Source organism: Escherichia sp. WS1450, from assembly GCF_046487395.1.
Lineage (GTDB): Bacteria > Pseudomonadota > Gammaproteobacteria > Enterobacterales > Enterobacteriaceae > Escherichia > Escherichia coli.
In genome coordinates, this window is sequence record NZ_JBJQJO010000002.1 from 314,023 (window position 1) to 338,939 (window position 24,917).

25 protein-coding genes and 1 other RNA gene are annotated in these 24,917 nt (G+C 52.6%); 7 read left to right on the forward strand and 19 right to left on the reverse strand.

From position 1 onward, the window contains the following. Positions 1–9: 9 nt before the first annotated feature. The 5 genes from lysS to xerD all read right to left on the reverse strand — a co-directional run bounded on the left by lysS (position 10) and on the right by xerD (position 6,096). Positions 10–1,527: a lysine--tRNA ligase gene (gene lysS / locus ACJHYR_RS03755; protein ID WP_000003071.1), complete on the reverse strand. Its 1,518-nt coding sequence runs from the start codon at positions 1,525–1,527 to the stop codon at positions 10–12. A gap of 9 nt (positions 1,528–1,536) precedes the next feature. Continuing rightward, positions 1,537–2,635 (reverse strand): peptide chain release factor 2 gene (gene prfB / locus ACJHYR_RS03760; protein WP_001701073.1). Its coding sequence is split into 2 segments (ribosomal slippage): positions 1,537–2,559 and positions 2,561–2,635, totalling 1,098 coding nucleotides; the frame shifts between segments, so codons are not numbered across the junction. A 90-nt stretch (positions 2,636–2,725) separates the two neighbouring features. After that, positions 2,726–4,459 (reverse strand): single-stranded-DNA-specific exonuclease RecJ, encoded by a 1,734-nt coding sequence (gene recJ / locus ACJHYR_RS03765; RefSeq protein WP_000813175.1) that lies wholly within the window; start codon positions 4,457–4,459, stop codon positions 2,726–2,728. Positions 4,460–4,464: 5 nt separating this feature from the next. After that, on the reverse strand, positions 4,465–5,175 hold the full coding sequence (gene dsbC, locus ACJHYR_RS03770; RefSeq protein WP_000715213.1) for a bifunctional protein-disulfide isomerase/oxidoreductase DsbC: 711 nt from the start codon (positions 5,173–5,175) through the stop codon (positions 4,465–4,467). 24 nt (positions 5,176–5,199) lie between these two features. Beyond that, positions 5,200–6,096, reverse strand: coding sequence for a site-specific tyrosine recombinase XerD (xerD, locus tag ACJHYR_RS03775; protein ID WP_000806638.1), 897 nt, complete (start codon positions 6,094–6,096; stop codon positions 5,200–5,202). 111 nt (positions 6,097–6,207) lie between these two features. Between xerD and fldB the strand changes: the two genes are divergently transcribed. After that, on the forward strand, positions 6,208–6,729 hold the full coding sequence (gene fldB, locus ACJHYR_RS03780) for a flavodoxin FldB (protein ID WP_001055888.1): 522 nt from the start codon (positions 6,208–6,210) through the stop codon (positions 6,727–6,729). A gap of 39 nt (positions 6,730–6,768) precedes the next feature. On the opposite strand, the gene ACJHYR_RS03785 is transcribed toward fldB, so the two are convergent. Continuing rightward, positions 6,769–7,176, reverse strand: coding sequence for a protein YgfX (locus ACJHYR_RS03785; RefSeq protein ID WP_000244781.1), 408 nt, complete (start codon positions 7,174–7,176; stop codon positions 6,769–6,771). Beyond that, on the reverse strand, positions 7,157–7,423 hold the full coding sequence (sdhE, locus tag ACJHYR_RS03790) for an FAD assembly factor SdhE (protein WP_000354046.1): 267 nt from the start codon (positions 7,421–7,423) through the stop codon (positions 7,157–7,159). Before sdhE ends, ACJHYR_RS03785 begins: the two co-directional genes overlap by 20 nt. 242 nt (positions 7,424–7,665) lie before the next feature. On the opposite strand from sdhE, the gene ygfZ reads away from it, so the two are divergent. After that, positions 7,666–8,646 (forward strand): tRNA-modifying protein YgfZ, encoded by a 981-nt coding sequence (gene ygfZ / locus ACJHYR_RS03795; protein WP_000886050.1) that lies wholly within the window; start codon positions 7,666–7,668, stop codon positions 8,644–8,646. A gap of 76 nt (positions 8,647–8,722) precedes the next feature. Here ygfZ and trhA read toward each other — a convergent pair whose 3' ends face one another. Together trhA and yqfB are read right to left on the reverse strand one after the other, a co-directional pair. Then, positions 8,723–9,382: a PAQR family membrane homeostasis protein TrhA gene (trhA, locus tag ACJHYR_RS03800; RefSeq protein ID WP_000250269.1), complete on the reverse strand. Its 660-nt coding sequence runs from the start codon at positions 9,380–9,382 to the stop codon at positions 8,723–8,725. A gap of 163 nt (positions 9,383–9,545) precedes the next feature. Continuing rightward, the gene (yqfB, locus tag ACJHYR_RS03805) at positions 9,546–9,857 is read right to left on the reverse strand and encodes a N(4)-acetylcytidine aminohydrolase (RefSeq protein ID WP_001182949.1); all 312 of its coding nucleotides are present in this window, start codon (positions 9,855–9,857) and stop codon (positions 9,546–9,548) included. A gap of 44 nt (positions 9,858–9,901) precedes the next feature. Between yqfB and bglA the strand changes: the two genes are divergently transcribed. After that, on the forward strand, positions 9,902–11,335 hold the full coding sequence (gene bglA / locus ACJHYR_RS03810; RefSeq protein WP_059327701.1) for a 6-phospho-beta-glucosidase BglA: 1,434 nt from the start codon (positions 9,902–9,904) through the stop codon (positions 11,333–11,335). Between the two features lie 163 nt (positions 11,336–11,498). Here the strand turns inward: bglA and gcvP are convergent, their stop codons facing one another. The 3 genes from gcvP to gcvT all read right to left on the reverse strand — a co-directional run bounded on the left by gcvP (position 11,499) and on the right by gcvT (position 15,998). Further along, positions 11,499–14,372 (reverse strand): aminomethyl-transferring glycine dehydrogenase, encoded by a 2,874-nt coding sequence (gcvP, locus tag ACJHYR_RS03815; RefSeq protein WP_059327657.1) that lies wholly within the window; start codon positions 14,370–14,372, stop codon positions 11,499–11,501. Between the two features lie 118 nt (positions 14,373–14,490). Further along, a complete protein-coding gene (gene gcvH, locus ACJHYR_RS03820; RefSeq protein ID WP_001295377.1) occupies positions 14,491–14,880 on the reverse strand; it encodes a glycine cleavage system protein GcvH in 390 nt (129 codons plus the stop codon). 23 nt (positions 14,881–14,903) lie between these two features. Continuing rightward, complete coding sequence (gene gcvT / locus ACJHYR_RS03825) at positions 14,904–15,998, reverse strand: glycine cleavage system aminomethyltransferase GcvT (protein ID WP_000068719.1); 1,095 nt, start codon at positions 15,996–15,998, stop codon at positions 14,904–14,906. A 290-nt stretch (positions 15,999–16,288) separates the two neighbouring features. Between gcvT and ACJHYR_RS03830 the strand changes: the two genes are divergently transcribed. Beyond that, complete coding sequence (locus tag ACJHYR_RS03830; protein WP_122633141.1) at positions 16,289–16,372, forward strand: hypothetical protein; 84 nt, start codon at positions 16,289–16,291, stop codon at positions 16,370–16,372. A gap of 73 nt (positions 16,373–16,445) precedes the next feature. Here ACJHYR_RS03830 and ubiI read toward each other — a convergent pair whose 3' ends face one another. Genes ubiI through ygfB form a run of 4 tightly spaced genes read right to left on the reverse strand, consistent with a single transcriptional unit; the run spans position 16,446 to position 20,775 of the window. After that, the gene (gene ubiI, locus ACJHYR_RS03835) at positions 16,446–17,648 is read right to left on the reverse strand and encodes an FAD-dependent 2-octaprenylphenol hydroxylase (protein WP_001192173.1); all 1,203 of its coding nucleotides are present in this window, start codon (positions 17,646–17,648) and stop codon (positions 16,446–16,448) included. Between the two features lie 22 nt (positions 17,649–17,670). After that, on the reverse strand, positions 17,671–18,849 hold the full coding sequence (gene ubiH / locus ACJHYR_RS03840; RefSeq protein ID WP_001587405.1) for a 2-octaprenyl-6-methoxyphenyl hydroxylase: 1,179 nt from the start codon (positions 18,847–18,849) through the stop codon (positions 17,671–17,673). Next, positions 18,846–20,171: a Xaa-Pro aminopeptidase gene (pepP, locus tag ACJHYR_RS03845; protein ID WP_001587406.1), complete on the reverse strand. Its 1,326-nt coding sequence runs from the start codon at positions 20,169–20,171 to the stop codon at positions 18,846–18,848. The genes ubiH and pepP overlap by 4 nt, the downstream gene beginning before the upstream one ends. A gap of 25 nt (positions 20,172–20,196) precedes the next feature. After that, the gene (gene ygfB, locus ACJHYR_RS03850; protein WP_001295378.1) at positions 20,197–20,775 is read right to left on the reverse strand and encodes a UPF0149 family protein YgfB; all 579 of its coding nucleotides are present in this window, start codon (positions 20,773–20,775) and stop codon (positions 20,197–20,199) included. Between the two features lie 167 nt (positions 20,776–20,942). Between ygfB and zapA the strand changes: the two genes are divergently transcribed. The 3 genes from zapA to ACJHYR_RS03865 all read left to right on the forward strand — a co-directional run bounded on the left by zapA (position 20,943) and on the right by ACJHYR_RS03865 (position 22,120). Continuing rightward, entirely contained in the window at positions 20,943–21,272 is a 330-nt protein-coding gene (gene zapA / locus ACJHYR_RS03855) for a cell division protein ZapA (RefSeq protein ID WP_001276008.1), read from the forward strand. Positions 21,273–21,313: 41 nt separating this feature from the next. Then, a non-coding RNA gene (gene ssrS / locus ACJHYR_RS03860) (6S RNA) lies at positions 21,314–21,497 on the forward strand. A 20-nt stretch (positions 21,498–21,517) separates the two neighbouring features. Next, positions 21,518–22,120 (forward strand): 5-formyltetrahydrofolate cyclo-ligase, encoded by a 603-nt coding sequence (locus ACJHYR_RS03865; RefSeq protein ID WP_001298273.1) that lies wholly within the window; start codon positions 21,518–21,520, stop codon positions 22,118–22,120. A gap of 100 nt (positions 22,121–22,220) precedes the next feature. On the opposite strand, the gene ibsC is transcribed toward ACJHYR_RS03865, so the two are convergent. The 3 genes from ibsC to rpiA form a co-directional block, all read right to left on the reverse strand. Then, positions 22,221–22,280, reverse strand: coding sequence for a type I toxin-antitoxin system toxin IbsC (gene ibsC / locus ACJHYR_RS03870; protein WP_071525914.1), 60 nt, complete (start codon positions 22,278–22,280; stop codon positions 22,221–22,223). Positions 22,281–22,520: 240 nt separating this feature from the next. Beyond that, entirely contained in the window at positions 22,521–23,753 is a 1,233-nt protein-coding gene (gene serA, locus ACJHYR_RS03875; RefSeq protein WP_001151604.1) for a phosphoglycerate dehydrogenase, read from the reverse strand. A 255-nt stretch (positions 23,754–24,008) separates the two neighbouring features. Then, positions 24,009–24,668 carry a ribose-5-phosphate isomerase RpiA gene (gene rpiA / locus ACJHYR_RS03880; protein ID WP_000189743.1) on the reverse strand — a complete coding sequence of 220 codons (660 nt, stop codon included), beginning with the start codon at positions 24,666–24,668 and terminating at the stop codon, positions 24,009–24,011. Between the last annotated feature and the right edge of the window lie 249 nt (positions 24,669–24,917).

Genomic DNA, 24,917 nt, shown 5'->3' on the forward strand with positions numbered 1-24,917 from the left:
ACGTAATGCTTATTTCACCGGACGCATCGCCGGGAACAGAATAACGTCGCGGATGGTATGGCTGTTGGTGAACAGCATTACCATACGGTCGATACCAATTCCCAGACCTGCTGTCGGCGGTAAGCCGTGTTCCAGTGCGGTGACATAATCTTCGTCGTAGAACATCGCTTCGTCGTCGCCTGCGTCTTTCGCGGCAACCTGATCCAGGAAGCGCTGCGCCTGATCTTCCGCGTCATTCAGCTCGCTAAAGCCGTTACCGATTTCACGACCACCGATAAAGAACTCAAAGCGGTCTGTGATTTCCGGGTTAACGTCGTTACGACGCGCCAGCGGAGAAACTTCTGCTGGATATTCAGTAATGAAGGTCGGCTGAATCAGATGTGCTTCTGCCACTTCTTCGAAGATCTCGGTAACGATACGGCCCAGACCCCAGCTCTTCTCAACGTGGATGCCGATAGATTCAGCAATCGCTTTCGCAGAGTCGAAGTTGTCCAGATCTGCCATGTCGGTTTCCGGGCGATATTTCTTGATCGCTTCACGCATGGTCAGTTTTTCGAACGGTTTACCGAAGTCCAGCGTTACGTCGCCGTAGGTCACTTCCGTCTTACCGAGAATATCCTGTGCCAGAGTACGGAACAGCGATTCGGTCAGCTCGATAAGATCTTTGTAATCTGCGTAAGCCATATAGAGTTCCATCATGGTGAACTCTGGGTTATGACGTACGGAAATACCTTCGTTACGGAAGTTACGGTTGATTTCGAATACACGCTCGAAGCCACCGACCACCAGACGCTTGAGGTACAGTTCCGGCGCGATACGCAGGTACATGTCGAGATCCAGCGCATTATGGTGGGTGATGAACGGACGCGCAGCGGCACCGCCAGGGATCACCTGCATCATCGGCGTTTCAACTTCCATAAAGCCGCGGTTCACCATGAACTGGCGAATACCAGAGAGGATCTGCGAGCGCACTTTAAAGGTGTTGCGGGATTCATCGTTAGAGATGAGATCCAGATAACGCTGACGATAGCGCGCTTCCTGATCCTGCAAGCCGTGGAATTTGTCCGGCAGCGGACGCAGTGCTTTGGTCAGCAGACGCAGCTCGGTGCAGTGGATAGACAGTTCGCCGGTTTTGGTTTTGAACAGTTTACCTTTCGCGCCGAGGATGTCGCCGAGGTCCCATTTTTTGAACTGCTCGTTGTAAACGCCTTCCGGCAGATCGTCACGGGCAACGTACAGCTGAATGCGGCCACCCACATCCTGCAGGGTAACGAAAGACGCTTTACCCATAATACGGCGGGTCATCATGCGGCCAGCAACGGCGACTTCGATGTTCAGCGCTTCCAGTTCTTCGTTCTCTTTACCGTCGAATTCTGCGTGCAATTGGTCAGAGGTATGATCGCGACGGAAATCGTTCGGGAAGGCAATTCCCTGCTCACGCAGGTTCGCCAGCTTCTCACGACGCGTTTTCAGTTCATTGTTAAGATCGACTACCGCGTCAGCGCCCTGTGCGTGTTGTTCAGACATGTTGGTTCCTCATAACCCTGCTTTCAAACTTGCTTCGATAAATTGATCCAGGCTGCCGTCCAGCACGGCCTGCGTGTTGCGGGTTTCTACCCCGGTACGCAGATCTTTAATGCGGGAGTCATCAAGGACATAAGAACGAATCTGGCTGCCCCAGCCGATATCAGATTTATTATCTTCCATCGCCTGTTTCTCGGCATTTTTCTTCTGCATCTCCAGTTCATAAAGCTTCGCTTTCATCTGCTTCATGGCCTGGTCTTTGTTCTTGTGCTGGGAACGGTCGTTCTGGCACTGAGTCACGATCCCGGTCGGGATGTGAGTAATACGCACCGCAGATTCGGTACGGTTAACGTGCTGACCACCCGCGCCGGACGCGCGATAAACGTCAATGCGCAGATCCGCCGGGTTGATTTCGATATCAATATCATCATCAACTTCCGGGTAAACAAACGCAGAGCTGAACGACGTGTGGCGACGACCGCCGGAGTCAAACGGGCTCTTACGTACCAGGCGGTGAACGCCAGTTTCTGTACGCAGCCAGCCGTAAGCGTAATCGCCGGAGATTTTGATCGTCACGGATTTAATACCCGCCACTTCACCTTCCGACTCTTCGATGATTTCAGTTTTGAAACCACGCGATTCTGCCCAGCGCAGATACATACGCTCAAGCATGCTCGCCCAGTCCTGTGCTTCCGTACCGCCAGAGCCTGCCTGAATATCGAGGTAGCAGTCGGCGCTGTCATATTCGCCAGAGAACATACGGCGGAACTCAAGCTGCGCCAGTTTTTCTTCAAGAGCGTCGAGTTCAGCAACGGCTTCGTTAAAGGTTTCTTCGTCGTCAGCTTCTACAGCCAGTTCCAGCAGACCAGAAACATCTTCCAGCCCCTGTTTCATTTGGTCGAGGGTATCGACAACGGCTTCGAGGGAGGAACGTTCTTTACCCAGCGCCTGTGCGCGTTCGGGTTCGTTCCAGACATCCGGCTGTTCCAGCTCGGCGTTTACTTCTTCCAGACGCTCTTTCTTGGCGTCATAGTCAAAGATACCCCCTAAGAACGTCGGAGCGTTCCGTGAGGTCCTGAATGCGATTATTTACCGGATTAATTTCAAACATGGTCTGATTTCTTTTCTTGAGCTAGTCAAAATGCGGTGATAAGAGCGGGATTGTACCCAATCCACACTCTTTTTTATAGAGAAGATGACGCTAAATTGGCCAGATATTGTCGATGATAATTTGCAGGCTGCGATTGCCGCGAAACTCGTTGATATCAAGCTTATAAGCCAGTTGCACTTCGCGCACGCCGTTATCCGGCCAAAGGGCGGTATCAACGTTAAAGGCAATGCCGTCCAGCAGCGGGCCGCCGCCGACCGGTTCAACCATGACCTTCAAATGGCGTTCGCCTACCAGTCGTTGTTGCAGAAGGCGGAAATGACCGTCAAACAGCGGTTCCGGGAACATCTGCCCCCACGGGCCAGCATCGCGCAGTAGCTGCGCCACTTCCATGGTCATTTCGGCCGGGCTTAACGGACCGTCTGACACCACTTCGCCTTGCAATAGTGAAGGGTCCAGCCACTCAGTCACCAGTTCGCCAAAGCGTTGCTGAAAGAGTTCGAATTTATCCTCTTCCAGTGACAGCCCGGCCGCCATTGCATGGCCGCCAAACTTAAGCATCATACCGGGGTAGAGCGTGTCCAGCCGCTCCAGCGCATCGCGCATATGCAACCCCTGAATGGAACGACCAGAACCTTTCAGCGTACCGTCGCCCGCAGGGGCAAAGGCGATAACCGGACGGTGAAAACGCTCTTTGATACGCGATGCCAGAATGCCAACAACGCCCTGATGCCATTCAGGGTGATACATTGCCAGCCCGCCGGGTAGCGTGTCACGGCTGCGTTCCAGTTTCTCGCACAGGGTCAGGGCTTCAGCCTGCATTCCCTGTTCGATCTCTTTTCGCGTCTGGTTTAGCGCATCGAGTTCATTTGCCAGCACGCGCGCTTCACCGATGTTGTCGCACAGCAACAGCGCCACACCAACGGACATATCATCCAGTCGCCCGGCAGCATTGAGACGTGGCCCCAGCGCAAAACCTAAATCGCTGGCGGCGAGTTTTTGCGCATCACGGTTGGCCACTTCAAGCAGCGCTTTAATCCCTGGACGGCACTTCCCGGCGCGGATGCGGCTCATCCCCTGCCAGGTCAGAATACGGTTATTAGCGTCCAGCGGCACCACGTCTGCCACAGTCCCCAGCGCCACCAGATCCAGCAGTTCTGCCAGGTTAGGAATTGCGATGCAGCGTTCATCAAACCAGCCCCGATCGCGCAAAAAGGTGCGCAGCGCCAGCATCAGATAAAACGCCACCCCCACACCTGCCAGTGATTTCGACGGGAAATTGCAGTCGCGCAAGTTAGGGTTAATGATCGCTTCCGCCGCGGGTAATGTTTCGCCCGGCAAATGGTGATCGGTAACAATAACCGGAATGCCCAACGAACGAGCGTGTTCAACCCCTGTATGGGAGGAAATACCGTTATCCACCGTGACAATTAACTGCGCGCCACGGGCATGGGCCTGATCGACCACTTCCGGACTTAAACCGTAACCGTCTTCGAAACGGTTTGGAACCAGGTAGTCGATATTGCTGCAACCAAGCGAGCGCATCGCCAGCACGCTTAGAGCCGTGCTGGTGGCACCGTCGGCGTCGAAATCACCGACCACAATAATCCGCGTTCCTTCGCGAAAAGCGTTGTAAAGGATCTCAACGGCCTTTTCGACGCCGCTCAGTTGCTGCCAGGGCAGCATACCTTTAACACTGCGTTCCAGTTCTTGCGCACTGCGCACTCCCCGGCTGGCGTATAAACGGTGCAGCAAGGGAGGCAATTCCGCGGGCAAGTCTGCCGTTTCATCGACTTCACGGCGACGAAGTTGTATCTGTTGTTTCACGCGAATTATTTACCGCTGGTCATTTTTTGGTGTTCGTCGAGGAATTCTTTCATGTCTTTCGGCGGCTGGTAACCCGGAACAAGTGTGCCATTGCTCAGCACAACTGCTGGAGTACCGCTAACGCCAAGCTGGACGCCAAGTGCGTAATGGTCGGCAATATCCACGTCGCAGCTGGCTGGTGCGACGCTTTTACCTGCCATTACATCATCAAACGCTTTGTTTTTATCTTTCGCACACCAGATAGCTTTCATTTCTTTCTCTGCATCGCTGTCCAGCCCCTGGCGCGGGAAAGCAAGATAACGCACGGTGATCCCCAGTGCGTTGTAGTCTGCCATTTGCTCATGCAGTTTGTGGCAGTAACCACAGGTAATATCAGTAAACACGGTGATGACGTGTTTTTCCTGTGGCGCTTTATAAACGATCATCTCTTTTTCAAGCGCATTCAACTGCTTTAACAGCATCTTATTGGTGACATTGACCGGAGCTGTGCCACTAACGTCATACATTGGCCCCTGAATGATATGTTTACCATCATCGGTGATGTACAACACACCGCTGTTAGTCAGAACTGTCTTCATGCCAGCTACGGGCGCGGGCTGAATATCGCTGCTTTTGATGCCCATTTTGGCTAACGTTTGTTGAATTGCCGCGTCATCAGCCTGAGCAAAGCCTGAAAACGCCGCTAACAAAGTAAACAACATAAAACCTTTCTTCATAAATCTTCCCGTTCTTTTCAGACATCACGCCCGCGGGTGATGCTGTTGATGAAGTTGCCGCAGACGCTCGGTAGCGACATGCGTATAAATTTGCGTGGTGGAGAGATCGCTGTGGCCCAGTAGCATCTGCACCACGCGTAAATCCGCACCATGATTTAATAAATGAGTGGCAAAAGCGTGACGCAACACATGCGGTGACAGCTTTTCGCTGTCGATACCCGCCAGCACGGCATAATGTTTAATGCGGTGCCAGAAGGTCTGTCGCGTCATCTGCTGCGCACGCTGGCTGGGGAACAACACATCAATAGAGACACCGTTCAACAACCACGGTCGCCCATGCTCGAGATACGTTTCCAGCCAGTAAACCGCCTCTTCACCTAACGGCACCAGGCGCTCTTTGTTGCCTTTACCAATGACCCGCACTACGCCCTGACGCAGGCTGATATCACTCATTGTCAGCCCGACCAGTTCAGAGACACGCAGCCCTGTAGCATACAACACTTCAAGCATGGCTTTATCGCGTAGCTCCAGTGGCTGATCAATTAATGGTGCCTGTAATAAACGTTCGACCTGCGCTTCGCTTAAATCTTTTGGCAAACGCTGTGGCAATTTCGGTGAAGCGAGATGCGCACTGGGATCGTCTTCACGAAACTTTTCGCGATAAAGATACTGGAACAATCGGCGCACTGCACTCAGCAAACGCGCTGAGCTGGTGGCTTTATACCCGCCCTCCAGCCTTTCTGCCAGTAATGCCTGCAAATCGTCACTTTGCGCCGTCGCCAGCGTCAACCCGCGGTGATGCAACCACTCCACCATCATTGACAGATCGCGACGGTAAGCGTTCAACGTATTTTCAGCCAGATTTTTTTCCAGCCACAGAGCATCAAGAAACTGCTCGATGCGTGCCAGATCCTGTTTCACTTGCGCCCCTTATGGTCACTCATTTGATCCATTATGCCTTATTGTGCCGTGACTAAAGCGATTCTGATACACTAGCCACAAAAGCCACAGCAGAATCGAGAAGCTTACGTTATGAATATGGGTCTTTTTTACGGTTCCAGCACCTGTTACACCGAAATGGCGGCAGAAAAAATCCGCGATATTCTCGGTCCAGAACTGGTGACCTTACATAACCTCAAGGACGACTCCCCGAAATTAATGGAGCAGTACGATGTGCTCATTCTGGGTATCCCGACCTGGGATTTTGGTGAAATCCAGGAAGACTGGGAAGCCGTCTGGGATCAGCTCGACGACCTGAACCTCGAAGGTAAAATTGTTGCGCTGTATGGGCTTGGCGATCAACTGGGATACGGCGAGTGGTTCCTCGATGCGCTCGGTATGCTGCATGACAAGCTCTCGACCAAAGGCGTGAAGTTCGTCGGCTACTGGCCAACGGAAGGATATGAGTTTACCAGCCCGAAACCGGTGATTGCTGACGGGCAACTGTTCGTGGGTCTGGCGCTGGACGAAACTAACCAATATGACCTTAGCGACGAGCGTATTCAGAACTGGTGCGAGCAAATCCTCAACGAAATGGCAGAGCATTACGCCTGATGTCACTGACGGCTTAGCGCATATGCTTTGCCGTCATCTTTATCTTTGCGTCTCTTGTTGCAACAATATCCGCCGTAAATCCCGCCATTCGGCTTCGTCCATGCTGTCGGCTGCCAGCCATAAATGTTGCCGTTTACCGCTGTCAGAACGTAAACGCAGCATCATGCCGCTCTTAATCATCCACGGCGCTTTGACGATGCTCCACTCCTGCCCTTGCCAGCGCAAACGCCCGTCCATCAACAGGCGAATTTCCCCCTGGCGAGCATTAATGCGCCGCTGGCTGCGAACGCAATCAAACACCACCAGCGAAAGTAACACCATCCATAACGGGGTGTAACTGAGCGGCCAGGGCATGAGTAAAATAACAGCGGCAACCAGCCCGTGGATCAGCAAGGAAAGCCACTGTGCGCGCCAGGAGACGCGCAGATCAGATTGCCACAGGACCACGTTCCCGGTTCCGTGTCTGGATGAGTCGGACCATCATTTCCAGTTCTGCATCGGCCGGTTTACCGTGGTTCATCAGCCAGTTAAACAGATCGGGATCGTCACACTCCAGCAGACGAATAAAGATGCGTTTTTCGTCATCGCTTAAGCTGTCGTACTCATGTTCGAAAAACGGCATGATTGAAATATCGAGTTCGCGCATACCACGGCGGCATGCCCAATGAATGCGGGCTTTGTTGTTAATGTCCATCTTCTTCCTGTCTCACGAAAATCCAGTACCTGGCTATTGTAACGTGTTTTTCGACTTCTTTTGCGGGAATATCAGTAAACACAATCGCGATCGCGAAATTAATTCACAACAATTCAAGGGCTTCATTTTTTTGGAAGTCGCCTCGCAGAAGGCACAGATCGCGTAGTGAAAGCACTTGCATTGCCTCATAGCTCTTTTACCATTAGTCATTAATACGCCGTTAAGCAACTCAGGACTCTATTATGGCTTTTACACCTTTTCCTCCCCGTCAGCCTACGGCGTCTGCCCGTTTACCGCTGACGCTGATAACGCTTGATGACTGGGCGCTTGCCACCATTACTGGCGCGGACAGCGAAAAATATATGCAGGGTCAGGTGACAGCAGATGTCAGCCAGATGACAGAAAATCAGCATCTGCTCGCCGCCCATTGCGACGCCAAAGGTAAAATGTGGAGCAATTTACGTCTGTTCCGCGACGGCGATGGCTTTGCATGGATTGAACGGCGCAGTGTGCGTGAACCGCAGCTGACTGAACTGAAAAAATATGCGGTGTTCTCTAAAGTGACCATCGCGCCGGACGATGAGCGTGTGCTGCTTGGTGTTGCCGGTTTTCAGGCGCGCGCCGCGCTGGCAAATATCTTTAGTGAACTGCCTTCGAAAGAAAAACAGGTAGTTAAAGAAGGCGCGACCACTTTGCTATGGTTTGAACACCCTGCAGAACGTTTCCTGATCGTAACTGATGAAGCCACTGCCAATATGCTGACCGATAAACTGCGCGGTGAAGCGGAACTGAACAATAGCCAACAGTGGCTGGCATTAAACATTGAAGCGGGTTTCCCGGTGATTGATGCCGCCAACAGCGGGCAGTTTATCCCACAGGCGACCAACCTCCAGGCGCTGGGCGGCATTAGCTTTAAAAAAGGCTGCTATACCGGACAAGAGATGGTGGCGCGAGCTAAATTCCGTGGTGCCAACAAACGCGCGCTCTGGTTGCTGACGGGTAGCGCCAGCCGACTGCCGGAAGCCGGTGAAGACTTAGAGCTGAAAATGGGCGAGAACTGGCGTCGTACCGGAACCGTGCTGGCTGCGGTAAAACTGGAAGATGGTCAGGTCGTGGTACAGGTCGTCATGAATAACGATATGGAACCGGACAGCATCTTCCGCGTGCGTGACGATGCGAATACATTGCATATCGAGCCGCTGCCGTATTCACTCGAAGAGTAAATCTCTGTGTCGCATCATGCATTTATCGCCTGATGCGACAAGGGTGTGTCTTTTCAGGCCTACAAAGGCACACCCATTACGCCTGCCCAATATATAAATAGATCGCCAGAAAGTGGCACACGCTGCCGCCGAGCACAAAGCCGTGCCAGATGGCATGGTTGTAGGGAATGCGTTTGCAGACGTAGAAAATCACCCCGAGCGAGTAAACCACGCCGCCTACAGCCAGTAAGGTAACGCTGCCCGCCGCAAGCTTAATTGCCATTTCATAAATCACCACCAGCGACAGCCAGCCCATCGCCAGATAGGTCACCAGAGATAAAATTTTGAATCGGTGCGCGATGGTCAGTTTGAACAGAATCCCCAGCAATGCCAGGCTCCAGATAACAATCATCAACCCGCGCGCTAACGGAGAATCCAGCCCCACCAGCAAAAACGGCGTGTAGGTTCCGGCAATCAATAGGTAAATAGCGCAATGGTCAAATTTCTTCAGCCACATTTTTGCCCGTTGATGAGGAATGGCGTGATAGAGCGTCGAAGCGAGGAACAGCAGGATCATACTGCCGCCATAGAGGCTGTAACTGGTTATCGCTGTGGCGCTGGCATTGAGATCCACCGCCTGAACCAGTAGCAACACCAGCCCAACGATACCAAACACCAACCCAATGCCGTGACTGACGCTGTTGGCAATTTCCTCTGCCAGCGAATATCCCTGCTTAATGAGGGGCTTCTGAACCATAACTTACTCCGGAGAAACGTACACGCACATGTATACCTCTCCAGCGTAACTGAGAATAGTTCCAGTGAACACCTGTTAGCTAAAATAAATTCTGATTTGGGACTAATCTCCTAAAAATCATGAAATTAAATGCAAAATTTCAACTAACAGGCGTGAGTTCAATTTAAAGGCATTTAAATTCAATCACATAAAACTGTGTCTGGCCGGGATAGATGTCGGCAATGACCTTTTTCAGTTCTAGCAGGGTCATATTCTCCTGCTCTGCATGTTTTTCCGTCAGCGTATCCAGCGTTACGGTTGAGGTTGCGGTGACTTCAATCGTGCAAAAATAACCGTCATCTTCAAAACGCCCGACACGAAGCACATCACCCGTTTTGAAGTGCGATTCAGACTCGTCGCGGATGGTGATGGTTTTACGCCCAGCCAGAATGTCATCCTGGAAACGTTGAAAAAAAGTGATGTCGTTTGGCTGCATGGTACTATTTCCTGTAAGAATTGACTCATCTGGAGCCTATGATAGTGAAAAAACTCACCTTACCGAAAGATTTCTTATGGGGCGGCGCAGTTGCCGCTCATCAGGTCGAAGGCGGCTGGAACAAAGGCGGCAAAGGGCCGAGCATTTGTGACGTTCTGACCGGTGGCGCACACGGCGTGCCGCGCGAAATCACCAAAGAAGTGTTGCCAGGAAAATACTATCCGAACCATGAAGCCGTTGATTTTTATGGTCATTACAAGGAAGACATCAAGCTATTTGCCGAAATGGGCTTCAAATGTTTTCGTACATCCATCGCCTGGACGCGCATTTTTCCAAAAGGCGATGAAGCTCAGCCAAACGAAGAAGGGCTGAAGTTCTACGATGATATGTTCGATGAACTGCTGAAATACAACATCGAACCGGTGATCACCCTCTCCCACTTTGAAATGCCGCTGCATCTGGTGCAGCAATACGGTAGCTGGACCAACCGTAAAGTGGTTGATTTCTTTGTCCGTTTCGCAGAAGTGGTATTTGAACGCTATAAGCATAAAGTCAAATACTGGATGACCTTCAACGAAATTAACAACCAGCGTAACTGGCGTGCACCGCTGTTCGGTTACTGCTGCTCCGGCGTGGTGTATACCGAGCATGAAAACCCGGAAGAGACGATGTACCAGGTGCTGCATCACCAGTTTGTCGCCAGCGCCCTGGCGGTGAAAGCCGCGCGTCGCATTAACCCGGAAATGAAAGTCGGCTGTATGCTGGCGATGGTGCCGCTCTACCCTTACTCCTGTAATCCGGACGATGTGATGTTCGCCCAGGAGTCGATGCGCGAACGCTACGTCTTTACCGATGTGCAACTGCGTGGCTATTACCCGTCCTATGTGTTGAACGAGTGGGAGCGTCGCGGATTTAACATCAAAATGGAAGACGGCGATCTCGATGTGCTGCGCGAAGGCACCTGCGATTATCTCGGTTTCAGCTATTACATGACCAACGCGGTGAAGGCCGAAGGCGGCACCGGCGATGCGATCTCTGGTTTTGAAGGCAGCGTACCAAACCCGTATGTTAAAGCGTCTGACTGGGGCTGGCAGATTGATCCTGTGGGTCTGCGTTACGCACTTTGCGAACTGTATGAGCGTTATCAGAAGCCGCTGTTTATTGTCGAAAACGGTTTTGGCGCTTATGACAAAGTGGAAGAAGATGGCAGCATCAACGACGACTACCGCATTGACTACCTGCGCACCCATATTGAAGAGATGAAAAAAGCGGTGACTTACGATGGCGTGGATCTGATGGGCTACACACCGTGGGGCTGCATCGACTGCGTGTCGTTTACCACCGGGCAGTACAGCAAACGCTACGGCTTTATCTATGTGAATAAACATGACGACGGTACTGGCGATATGTCGCGTTCACGTAAGAAGAGCTTTGACTGGTACAAAGAGGTGATTGCCAGCAACGGCGAGAAGCTTTAATTACCCGATGTGCCTGATGCGCCCCGCTCATCAGGCCTGGCGCTCCTGTCATATATTGAACTCCAGGAGTTTATATTTACGCTTCATCCGACACACAAAGCGCACTTTATTAACAAGCTAAAAAGGCGCCGAAGCGCCTTTAGAAGATAGTCGAATCAGTGAATTACTGGTATTCGCTAATCGGTACGCAGGAGCAGAACAGGTTACGGTCGCCGTAAACATCATCCAGACGTTTCACTGTCGGCCAGTATTTGTCTGCCACGCCTGCCGGGAATACCGCAACTTCACGGCTGTACGGATGCGCCCACTCGGCGACCAGTTCGCTCTGAATGTGCGGCGCGTTCACCAGCGGGTTATCTTCCAGCGGCCAGACACCGGCTTTCACCTGGTCAATTTCTGCGCGGATAGCCAGCATCGCGTCGATAAAGCGATCCAGTTCCACTTTGCTTTCGGATTCGGTCGGTTCAACCATCAGCGTACCCGCCACCGGGAATGACATGGTCGGCGCGTGGAAACCGTAGTCGATCAGACGCTTGGCAATATCCAGTTCGCTGATGCCGGTTTCTTCTTTCAGCGGACGAATATCAAGAATACATTCGTGCGCCACGCGACCGTCGCGACCGGTATACAGCACCGGGAAAGCATCCTGCAGGCGGCTGGCAATATAGTTGGCGTTAAGAATTGCCACCTGGCTTGCTTTTTTCAGCCCTTTTGCGCCCATCATGCGGATGTACATCCAGCTGATTGGCAGGATAGAGGCACTACCGAACGGTGCCGCAGAAACCGCGCCCTGACGGGTTAACATGCCTTCGATTTGCACCACGCTATGACCCGGTACAAACGGTGCCAAATGCGCTTTCACACCGATCGGTCCCATACCTGGGCCGCCGCCACCGTGCGGAATGCAGAAGGTTTTATGCAGGTTGAGATGCGAAACGTCCGCGCCAATAAAGCCCGGTGAGGTAATGCCAACCTGGGCGTTCATGTTCGCGCCATCAAGGTAAACCTGACCGCCGAACTGATGCACGACTTCACACACTTCACGGATCGTTTCTTCGTACACGCCGTGGGTGGAAGGATAAGTCACCATGATGCAGGAGAGATTATCGCCCGCCTGTTCCGCTTTCGCGCGCAGGTCAGTCAGATCGATGTTGCCATTTTTATCACATGCCACAACCACCACCTGCATTCCTGCCATATGTGCAGAAGCAGGGTTAGTTCCGTGCGCAGAAGCCGGGATCAGGCAGATATCGCGATGCCCCTCGTTGCGGCTTTCATGATAATGACGAATCGCCAGCAGGCCCGCGTATTCGCCCTGTGCGCCAGAGTTCGGCTGCATACAAACGGCGTCGTAACCAGTCAGTTTCACCAGCCAATCAGCCAGCTGCGCAATCATCTGCTGATAACCTTCTGCCTGTTCCGGCGGGCAGAACGGGTGCAGTTCGGCAAATTCCGGCCAGGTGATGGGGATCATCTCGGCGGCGGCGTTCAGTTTCATGGTGCAGGAACCCAGCGGGATCATCGCCTGATTCAGCGCCAGATCTTTACGCTCCAGCGAGTGCATATAGCGCATCATTTCGGTTTCGCTGTGGTAGCGATTAAACACCGGATGGGTGAGGATTTCGTCGTCGCGCAGCATCGCAGGCTGGATAGAGCGGCTGTCGTGAGCCACGTCTTTGTCCAGCGTGTCGATGTCCAGGCCGTGGTTATCCCCCAGCAGTACGCTGAAAAGCTGCATCACGTTTTCGCGCGTGGTGGTTTCATCAAGGGTGATCCCAACCGCGTTCAGGATATCGCTACGCAGGTTGATTTCAGCCGCTTCGGCACGCGCCAGTACGCCCGCCTTGTCGGCAACTTCCACACACAGAGTGTCGAAATAGTGCGCATGGCGCAGCTTCAGACCTTTTTGTTGCAGGCCTGCCGCCAGGATATCGGTCAGACGGTGAATGCGGTTAGCGATACGTTTCAGGCCAACCGGGCCGTGATAAACGGCATACAGGCTGGCGATGTTTGCCAGCAGCACCTGGGAAGTACAAATGTTGGAGTTCGCTTTCTCACGACGAATATGTTGCTCGCGAGTCTGCATCGCCATGCGCAGAGCGGTGTTGCCAGCTGCATCTTTCGATACACCGATAATACGGCCCGGCATTGAGCGTTTGTATTCGTCTTTCGCCGCAAAGAATGCCGCGTGTGGGCCACCGTAACCCATCGGTACGCCAAAGCGTTGCGCCGAACCAAAAACAATATCCGCGCCCTGTTTACCCGGCGCAGTTAACAGCACCAGCGCCATAATATCGGCGGCGACACTGACCACAATTTTGCGTGATTTCAGTTCGCTAATAAGCGCGGTGTAGTCGTGAATTTCACCAGTAGTGCCGACCTGCTGTAACAGCACGCCGAAGACGTCCTGGTGGTCGAGCACTTTTTGCGCATCATCGACAATCACTTCAAAACCAAAGGTTTCAGCACGAGTACGGACCACATCCAGCGTTTGCGGATGCACATCGGAAGCCACGAAGAAGCGGTTGGCATTTTTCAGTTTGCTGACGCGTTTCGCCATCGCCATTGCTTCGGCGGCAGCGGTGGCTTCGTCAAGAAGAGAAGCCGATGCCATATCCAGACCGGTCAAATCCAGCGTTACCTGCTGGAAGTTGAGCAGTGCTTCAAGGCGGCCCTGGGAGACTTCAGGTTGATACGGAGTATACGCGGTATACCAGCCCGGATTTTCCAGCATGTTACGCAGAATAACCGGCGGTAGCTGCACGGCGGTGTAACCCATGCCGATGTAAGACGTGAAGCGTTTATTGCGACTGGCAATAGCCTTGAGTTCCGCCAGCGCGGCGTATTCGGTCGCCGGTGCGCCAACCTGCGGCGGGGTCGCAAGCTGAATATCTTTCGGCACAATCTGGCCGGTCAGCGCGTTTAACGATTGTGCGCCAACGGCATTCAGCATTTCTTGCTGTTGCGCGGCGTCCGGTCCGATATGGCGTTCAATAAAAGCGCCGCTGTTTTCAAGCTGGCTTAACGTCTGTGTCATGAGCGATGGTTCCTGAAACGTGCAGTGAATTGTGAACCTCTCTCCTTGCGAAGAGAGTGAGGGTGAGGCGTAAAAGTTCCTCACCCTGATCCTCTCCCGCAGAAGAGGAATAAAGCCGTTACTCGTCTTCTAACAATGCTTCGTATGCGGTCGCATCCAGCAGTGATTCCAGTTCGCTTTCATCGCTGGCTTTGATTTTAAAGATCCAGCCGCCTGCATACGGTTCGCTGTTCACCAGTTCCGGGGAATCGCTCAGTGCGTCGTTTACCGCCACGATTTCACCGCTTACTGGCGCATAAATGTCTGACGCCGCTTTTACCGATTCGGCAACCGCGCAGTCATCGCCCGCGCTAACCGTCGCGCCCACTTCCGGCAGGTCAACAAACACCATATCGCCTAACAGCTCCTGGGCATGTTCGGTGATACCAACGGTGTAAGTGCCGTCGGCTTCTTTACGCAGCCATTCGTGTTCTTTGCTGTATTTCAGTTCTGCTGGTACGTTGCTCATCAATCAATCTCCAAAAAAGTAAATCACGCGACGGCTTTACCGTTACGCACAAAAACAGGTTTCGTCACTTTAACCGGCATTTCACGGTTGCGAATTTGCACAATCGCTGTTTCACCAATACCTTCCGGCACGCGCGCCAGCGCAATGCTGTAACCCAGCGTCGGGGAGAAAGTCCCGCTGGTGATAATGCCTTCATGCTGGTTGCCCTGCGCATCGGTAAAACGTACCGGCAGTTCATTACGCAGCACGCCTTTTTCGGTCATCACCAGACCAACCAGTTTTTCTGTGCCATGCTCACGCTGCACTTCCAGGGCTTCACGACCGATGAAGTCACGATCTGCCGGTTCCCAGGCGATAGTCCAGCCCATATTGGCGGCTAAAGGAGAGATGGTTTCGTCCATCTCCTGACTATAAAGATTCATACCCGCTTCCAGACGCAGCGTGTCACGCGCGCCCAGGCCGCATGGCTTAACGCCCGCTTCCACCAGCGCACGCCAGAAATCGGCCGCTTTTTCATTGGGCAGCGCAATTTCGTAGCCCGCTTCACCGGTGTAACCGGTGGTGGCAATAAACAGATCGCCCGCCTGCACGCCAAAGAACGGTTTCATCCCTTCCACCGCCTGACGCTGGGTGTCATTAAACAGTGTGGCAGCTTTTGCCTGCGCATTCGGCCCTTGTACGGCGATCATGGAAAGGTCATCACGAACGGTAATTTCGATGCCGAAAGGTTCAGCGTGTTGGGTAATCCAGGAGAGGTCTTTTTCGCGGGTGGCGGAGTTAACAACGAGGCGGAAGAAATCTTCAGTAAAGTAGTAGACGATGAGGTCATCTATCACACCGCCAGAGGCATTCAACATCCCCGAGTAAAGGGCTTTGCCGCTTTTGGTGAGTTTCGCCACATCGTTCGCCAGCAGATAACGCAAAAACTCCCGGGTGCGGCTGCCGCGAAGATCGACGATGGTCATATGTGACACATCAAACATTCCGGCATCGGTACGTACCGCATGATGTTCGTCGATTTGCGAACCGTAATGCAGCGGCATCATCCAGCCGTGGAAATCCACCATGCGAGCGCCGCAAAGCGTGTGTTGTTCGTATAAAGGAGTCTGTTGTGCCATCTTGTCCTCATTGAATAAGCGGGGCTGACAACTTTTCCATGGCGAAATTATCACCACGAAACCCAGCATCGGAGCCACTCCCGGTCCCCAACGCAATCGTTCTCTTTTGCCTGAACTTACCACCGAAACAGACTGTTAACCATAAGGTAAAATTGATCATCACATTAGCTTATGGTTAAAAAACGCCAAAATCGCAACAGAATAAAAAACCAAAAAATGAACAAATCTCTATATAAAGATAAACAAATGAGAAACTTAATTTGAATAAAGCAATATTAAGAACTGAAAAAATGTCAAAAAACACTAAATCAAAAATTCGTGACATTAGAAAATATAATGCGAAAACGGAGGTGAAATTAGTTTATTTCAAATGAGGAAAATCTCCCGGCGAAAAAACCGGGAGATGAAAGTGTGATGGGTATCAAATAAACAACAGAGGAGAAATTTTTAACGCAGCCATTCAGGCAAATCGTTTAATCCCATTGCCTGGCGGATAAGTTGTGGTTTAACGCCAGGAAGCGTGTCGGCCAGTTTCAGACCAATATCACGCAGCAGTTTTTTCGCCGGATTAGCCCCGGAAAACAGATCGCGGAATCCCTGCATACCAGCCAGCATCAGCGCCGCACTGTGCTTACGGCTACGCTCATAGCGACGCAGGTAAATGTACTGCCCGATGTCTTTACCCTGACGATGCAACCGTTTCAGTTCGGCAATCAGCTCTGCGGCATCCATAAAGCCGAGATTAACGCCCTGCCCCGCGAGCGGGTGAATAGTATGCGCGGCGTCGCCCACCAACGCCAGACGGTGTGCGGCAAACTGGCGGGCATAACGCCCCGTCAGCGGGAACACCTGACGCTCGCTCTCAACCTTGCATAAGCCCAGGCGATTATCAAAAGCGATATTTAACGCGCGATTAAATTCGTCTTCACTTGCCTGCTGCATCCGCTGCGCTTCCTCTGGCGACAGTGACCAGACAATCGAGCAAAGATGCGGATCGCTAAGCGGTAAAAAGGCCAGAATGCCTTCGCCATGGAAAACCTGCCGCGCCACCGCATCATGCGGTTCTTCCGTGCGAATGGTCGCTACCAGCGCGTGATGCTGATAATCCCAGAAAGTCAGCGGAATATCGGCTTTGTTGCGCAACCAGGAATTAGCGCCGTCCGCGCCAATCACCAGACGCGCCGTTAACATGCTGCCATCTTTCAGCGTCAGGAAGGTTTCATTTTCTCCCCAGGCGACCTGCTGTAATTCTGCGGGGGCTAACAGAGTGATATCTGACGACTGATGTGCTTTGTTCCACAGCGCGTAGTGAATCACTGAATTTTCAACGATATGCCCAAGATGGCTATAGCCCATGCTTTGATCGTCAAACGAAATGTGACCAAAACTGTCTTTGTCCCACACTTCCATACCGTGATAACAACTGGCCCTACGAGAGAGAATGTCCTGCCAGACGCCAAGACGGGTGAGTAATTTTTCGCTGGCGGCATTGATAGCCGAAACGCGCAGTTGTGGTGGTGCATCCGCCGCCAGAGGTTCCGGTACGCGCTGCTCCAGTACGGCAACGCGTAAGCCGCTCCCCTGTAAGCCGCAGGCAACCGCCAGCCCCACCATGCCGCCGCCAACAATGGCTACATCAACACTTTGCATTGTTTATTCCTTAAAACCGCCTTCAACGCGCCACCCAACCGAGGGTGCGCTGCGCCAGCACATCGCGTGCCGGGGTAAATAATTCCATCGTCATCAGCCCGATGTTGCGCCCGACAACCAGCGGGGTCCAACGGTTGGCAAAAAGATGTACAAGGCTGTCCGTGACGCCGATGGTTGCTTCGCGATCGCTCTGTCGACGCTGCTGATAACGGCACAATACGCCGTAATCACCCATGTCTTCTCCGCGCTCCTGCGCCTGAGTCAGAGTTTCTGCAAGGCTCATCACATCACGCATACCGAGGTTGAACCCTTGCCCGGCGATGGGGTGCAGAGTTTGCGCCGCATTGCCCACCAGCACAGTGCGATGGGTAATCGGTCTGGCGGCGCGGGTTAATGCCAGCGGATAAGCACTGCGTTTACCAGCGTGGGTAATTTTCCCAAGTCGCCAGCCAAAGGCCGACTGGAGTTCACGGCAAAACTTCTCGTCGCTCCACGACAGCACCTCTTCGCGCCGTTCCAGTGGATGACACCAGACCAGCGAACAGCGTCCGTCAGACATCGGCAACATCGCCAGCGGGCCATGTTGCGTAAAGCGTTCAAAAGCGCGCCCTTCATGCGCAACGGAAGTCGCAACGTTGGCAATCACAGCCAGTTGTTCGTAAGGCTCCTGCTGCCAGTCAACGCCGCACACAGTGGCTAACGCTGAATGGGTGCCATCAGCGGCTACCAGCACGCGGCCCGTCAGCGTTTCGCCACACTCCAGCGTCACTTCAACATGACTCTGAGTACGGGCAACGTTAGCCACGCGATCCGGGCAATGCAGCGTTACGCCAGGTGCTTTGCGCAGCAATGCAAACAGCCGTTGCCCGACATTGTGCAATTCGACAACCTGTCCCAGCGCCGCCAGTTGGTAATCTTCTGCGGCGAGGGTGACGAATCCGGCATGACCACGATCGCTGACATGCACGGTAGTGATGGCGGTTGCGCAATCAGCCAGAGATTGCCAGACGCCGATGCGCGCCAGTTGCTGACAGGTACCCGCCGCCAGCGCTATCGCTCGTCCATCAAAGCCCGGATGAGCATGTGACTCTGGCGCAGTCGCTTCAATCAAATGTACCGGCAGCGCCCCGTGACTTAACCGGGAAATAGCCAGCGCCAGCGTCGCGCCCGCCATGCCGCCACCGACGATGATTACGCTCATTGCTTTCTCGCAGCAGCCATCAACGCTTCGATTTCTTCCGGCTTTTTCACCACGCTGGCGGTGAGGTTTTCGTTGCCGGTTTCGGTAATCACAATGTCGTCTTCAATACGAATGCCGATACCGCGATATTGTTCTGGCACATCCGCATCCGGCGCGATATACAGACCAGGCTCTACGGTCAGTACCATCCCCGGTTCCAGAATGCGCGAGCGATCCTGGCCATAAACGCCAACGTCATGGACATCCAGTCCTAACCAGTGGCTAAGGCCATGCATAAAGAAAGGACGATGGGCGTTCTGAGCGATCAGTTCATCAACATCACCTTTCAGGATGCCGAGTTTTACCAGGCCGCTAACCATGATACGCACCACTTCACCAGTGACTTCCTGCATGGAAGTTCCCGGACGATACAGGCGCAGGCTGGTTTCGAGAGACTCCAGCACAATGTCGTAGATTTCACGCTGGGCCTGGGTGAATTTGCCGTTGACCGGGAAGGTGCGGGTAATATCGCCCGCGTAACCTTTGTATTCACAACCCGCGTCAATCAACACCAGGTCACCGTCGCGCAGTTCACTCTCGTTTTCGGTGTAGTGCAGAATGCAGCCGTTTTCACCGCTGCCGACAATGGTGTTATAGGACGGATAGCGCGCACCGTGGCGGTTAAATTCGTGGTGAATTTCGCCTTCCAGATGGTACTCGAACATTCCCGGACGGCATTTTTCCATCGCCCGGGTATGCGCCAGGGCGGTGATTTCTCCCGCGCGGCGAAGTACGGCAATCTCTTCCGGCGATTTGAACAGGCGCATTTCATGAACAATGGGACGCCAGTCGATCATCGTTGCTGGCGCGGTGAGATTTTGTCGCGAGCCTTTACGCAGCTTTTCCAGCGCGCTGTTCACGATTTCATCAGCATATGCATATTCGCCCTGGGCGTGGTAAACCACATCCAGACCATTAAGTAGTTGATAAAGTTGCTGATTAATTTCGCTGAATGCCAGTGCGCGGTGAACGCCCAGTTTCTCTGGCGCGGCATCCTGACCTAAACGACGGCCAAACCAGATCTCCGCCGTCAGGTCGCGAACGCGGTTAAACAGAACGCTGTGGTTATGAGTGTCATCGCTTTTAATCAGCACCAGCACCGCTTCCGGTTCGTTAAAGCCGGTGAAGTACCAGAAGTCACTGTTCTGACGATAGGGGTATTCGCTGTCGGCGCTACGTGTTACTTCTGGTGCAGCAAAAATCAGCGCGGCGCTGCCGGGTTGCATTTGCTCCACCAGGGCCTGACGGCGACGCTGAAACTCTTGCCGGGATATCTCACTCATAACACTCTCCTTACGTTTTTTGTTTTTAGTGTAGAGTCGGTTTTTGTACTTCTGGCGCGGTCGGTTGCGGATGAGTAAAGGTGTCGTGGCATAACAGCGCGGCAACTCGAACGTATTCGATGATCTCTTCAAGCGACATTTCAAGCTCTTCCTGATCTTCGTCTTCGTCGTAGCCCAGCTGCGCGATGTTACGCAGATCGTCGATGGCTTCACCGGTTTCGCCGGTCACTTTGTCCAGCTTCGGTTGCGTAACGCCAAGACCAAGCAGGAAGTGATTGACCCAACCTGCCAGCGCATCAGCCCGATCGAAAACGCTGACATCATCGCCATCAGGCAGATAAAGTTGAAAAAGGAAGCCGTCATCCTGCAGGGCATCGCTGGTGGCAGAGTGCATTTTACGCAGTGCCTGTGCCAGCTCATGACCGAAAGCCATGCCTTCGTTCGTCAGGTCGTGAAGTAGCGGCAGCCATGAGCTGTCATCGTTACCGCCACATATCATCCCACTGATTAAACCATGCATCTCAGCAGGGGTCAGACCCGTCCCTTGTTGGTTCAGATACTGGTTCATTTCGTTGTAACCAGGCATTTCGTTCTGTATAGACATAAGCATTCGTCGTCAAAGGGAGGAATATTCATGATATGCTACCACTTTGGGCCCTGGTGGACCAGAAAAGGGCTTGTCTCTTCTCATCAGGGTAGCTATAGTGTCGCCCCTTCGCAGACCATGGGTCTAAAGACGAAGGCAGCGCAGTCAATCAGCAGGAAGGTGGCATGTCTGCACAACCCGTCGATATCCAAATTTTTGGCCGTTCACTGCGTGTGAACTGCCCGCCTGACCAAAGGGATGCGTTGAATCAGGCAGCGGACGATCTGAACCAACGGTTGCAAGATCTGAAAGAACGCACTAGAGTCACAAATACTGAGCAGTTGGTCTTCATTGCCGCATTGAATATCAGCTATGAGTTAGCGCAAGAAAAAGCGAAGACTCGTGACTACGCGGCAAGTATGGAACAGCGTATTCGGATGCTGCAGCAGACCATAGAACAAGCGTTACTTGAACAAGGTCGCATCACCGAAAAAACTAACCAAAACTTTGAATGACACTTTTCGGTTTACTGTGGTAGAGTAACCGTGAAGACAAAATTTCTCTGAGATGTTCGCAAGCGGGCCAGTCCCCTGAGCCGATATTTCATACCACAAGAATGTGGCGCTCCGCGGTTGGTGAGCATGCTCGGTCCGTCCGAGAAGCCTTAAAACTGCGACGACACATTCACCTTGAACCAAGGGTTCAAGGGTTACAGCCTGCGGCGGCATCTCGGAGATTCCCTTCTTATCTGGCACCAGCCATGACGCAACTACCAGAACTCCCACTGACATTATCCCGACAAGAAATCCGCAAAATGATTCGGCAACGTCGTCGTGCGTTAACGCCGGAACAACAGCAGGAAATGGGTCAACAAGCTGCTACCCGGATGATGACTTATCCCCCAGTGGTGATGGCGCATACGGTCGCTGTATTCCTCTCTTTTGATGGCGAACTCGACACCCAGCCACTCATAGAACAACTCTGGCGCGCCGGTAAGCGCGTATATCTTCCAGTTTTGCATCCCTTTAGTGCCGGTAATTTGCTGTTCCTGAATTACCATCCGCAAAGCGAACTGGTGATGAACAGGTTGAAGATCCATGAGCCAAAACTGGATGTGCGTGACGTGCTACCCCTTTCCCGATTAGACGTGTTGATCACACCGCTGGTCGCCTTTGATGAGTACGGTCAGCGCCTGGGAATGGGCGGTGGTTTTTATGATCGAACCTTACAAAACTGGCAGCACTATAAAATGCAACCGGTGGGTTATGCGCATGATTGTCAGTTGGTGGAAAAACTCCCCGTTGAAGAGTGGGATATCCCACTTCCTGCGGTGGTTACACCGTCGAAAGTCTGGGAGTGGTGAGGGCGACACACCTGCATCGCCCTGATTGACATCGTTGATTCTTTAACCTAATTTAGTGAGTAAGGGTAAGGGAGGATGACTCCTCCCCTGAGACTGACTGTTAATAAGCTGGGAAACTTATGAGTAACAGTACAATCAGTATGATGACAAGTCGCATCATAACCCTTCTCCTTCAAGCCCTCGCTTCGGTGAGGGCTTTACCGTTACAGCCCCATGCTGCCCTGCCATCGTAAATCCCCATTAAATAAACACAACGCATTGATCTGACTTTGATTTATTTCTTCGAGCAGACTCGCAAAGGCAATTGCAGCGCACTACAAATGGCAGCGACATGCGCGGGAGAAGCGATAAAAAAACGGGCAAGTCAGTGACCTGCCCGTTGATTTTCAGAGAAGGGGAATTAGTACAGCAGGCGGGCGCGAATGGTACCCGGAATAGCTTTCATTGCCTGCAGCGCTTTTTCGGCAACGTCTTCGTCGGCTTCAATATCAATAACCACATAACCCATCTGGGCGGAAGTTTGCAGATATTGCGCGGCGATGTTGACGCCCTGCTCGGCGAAGATTTTGTTCAGCGCAGTTAGCACGCCCGGACGGTTTTCGTGGATGTGCATCAGACGACGCCCACCGTGCAGTGGCAGCGAGACTTCCGGGAAGTTCACCGCAGAGAGCGTTGAGCCATTGTCAGAATACTTGATCAATTTACCCGCAACTTCCAGGCCGATATTCTCCTGCGCTTCCTGAGTCGAACCGCCAATGTGTGGCGTCAGAAGGACGTTGTCGAATTCACACAGCGGAGAGGTAAATGGATCGCTATTGGTTGCCGGTTCCGTCGGGAATACGTCGATTGCCGCCCCCGCCAGATGTTTGCTCGCCAGCGCGTCACACAGCGCCGGAATATCCACCACAGTACCGCGCGAAGCATTAATCAGCAGCGAGCCGGGCTTCATTAGTGAAATCTCTTTCGCACCCATCATATTTTTGGTGGACGGATTCTCTGGTACATGCAGACTCACCACATCGCTCATATTCAGCAGGTCAGAAAGATGCTGTACCTGAGTGGCGTTGCCCAGCGGCAGTTTGTTTTCAATATCATAAAAGTAAACATACATTCCCAGCGATTCAGCCAGAATGCCCAATTGCGTACCAATATGACCGTAGCCGATGATACCCAGCTTTTTGCCGCGCGCTTCAAAAGAACCCGCCGCCAGTTTGTTCCACACGCCACGGTGCGCTTTAGCATTGGCTTCCGGCACGCCGCGCAATAGCAGCAGCAGTTCGCCAATCACCAGCTCCGCAACAGAGCGCGTATTTGAGAACGGTGCGTTAAATACCGGGATCCCGCGTTTTGCCGCCGCATCCAGATCAACCTGGTTTGTTCCGATACAGAAACAGCCAATAGCGACCAGTTTTTCTGCGGCGTTGATCACGTCTTCAGTCAGATGGGTACGGGATCGCAGGCCGATGAAGTGGGCATCGCGGATGGATTCTTTTAATTGTTCATCATCCAGCGCGCCTTTGTGAAATTCGATGTTGGTGTAACCCGCTGCACGAAGGCTTTCAAGCGCCTTTTGGTGCACGCCTTCTACCAGCAGAAACTTAATCTTGTCTTTCTCCAGCGATACCTTTGCCATTTACCCAATCCTGTCTTTTGAAATGTTGTGTGCGGATTTGCATCCGCCTTTCAACATATCAAAAAATAATATTGCGGCAATATGAACGTTTGCGTCGCGATGTTGAGGAAATATCACGCAAAGGTATTTCTTGGATGAATATGCTGGTTTAGAGGGTTTATTTAGAGCAATCGACAATAGCCAGGTAAAAACGTGACACATGTCACCAAATTTAATGAAGAGAATTTTTTTAACGGGGGAGGTTCCCCCGTCAGATCATTTCACAATGGTTTTGACACCGTCAGGTGTGCCAATCAGCGCAACGTCCGCGCCACGGTTAGCAAACAAGCCAACAGTCACCACGCCAGGAATCGCATTTATGGCGTTTTCCATCGCTATCGGGTCAAGGATTTCCATGCCGTGGACGTCGAGGATCACGTTGCCGTTATCGGTCACCACGCCCTGACGGTATTCCGGACGACCGCCCAGTTTCACCAGCTGGCGCGCCACTGCACTACGTGCCATCGGGATAACTTCTACTGGCAGCGGGAATTTGCCCAGAATATCAACCTGCTTGGAAGCGTCGGCAATACAGATAAATTTTTCCGCAACCGAAGCAATGATTTTTTCACGGGTCAGCGCCGCGCCGCCGCCTTTGATCATTTGCATGTGGCCGTTGATTTCATCTGCGCCATCAACGTAGATGCCAAGGCTGTCGACTTCGTTGAGATCAAAAACGTGAATGCCGAGGCTTTTCAGTTTTTCAGTGGAAGCATCCGAACTGGAAACGGCCCCTTCAATCTGGCCTTTCATCGTGCCGAGCGCGTCAATAAAGTGTGCGGCGGTGGAACCTGTACCTACACCAACAATGGTGCCGGGCTGAACATACTGAAGTGCCGCCCATCCTACTGCTTTTTTCAATTCATCCTGCGTCATGATCGTTTCGCCTGTGGTATGAAATTTCACACGCATTATATACAAAAAAAGCGATTCAGACCCCGTTGGCAAGCCGCGTGGTTAACTCATCCGTAAAATATCGCGCAATGGCGGGCATCCCCTTTCGCCCGGCAAATAAAGCATACAACGGTCTGGGTATGCCGCTCCACGGTGCGAACAGAGGCAATAACGCCACGCCATTCAACATAACCAGGGCGCGAAGTCGCTAAGCGAAATGCAATAGCGCAA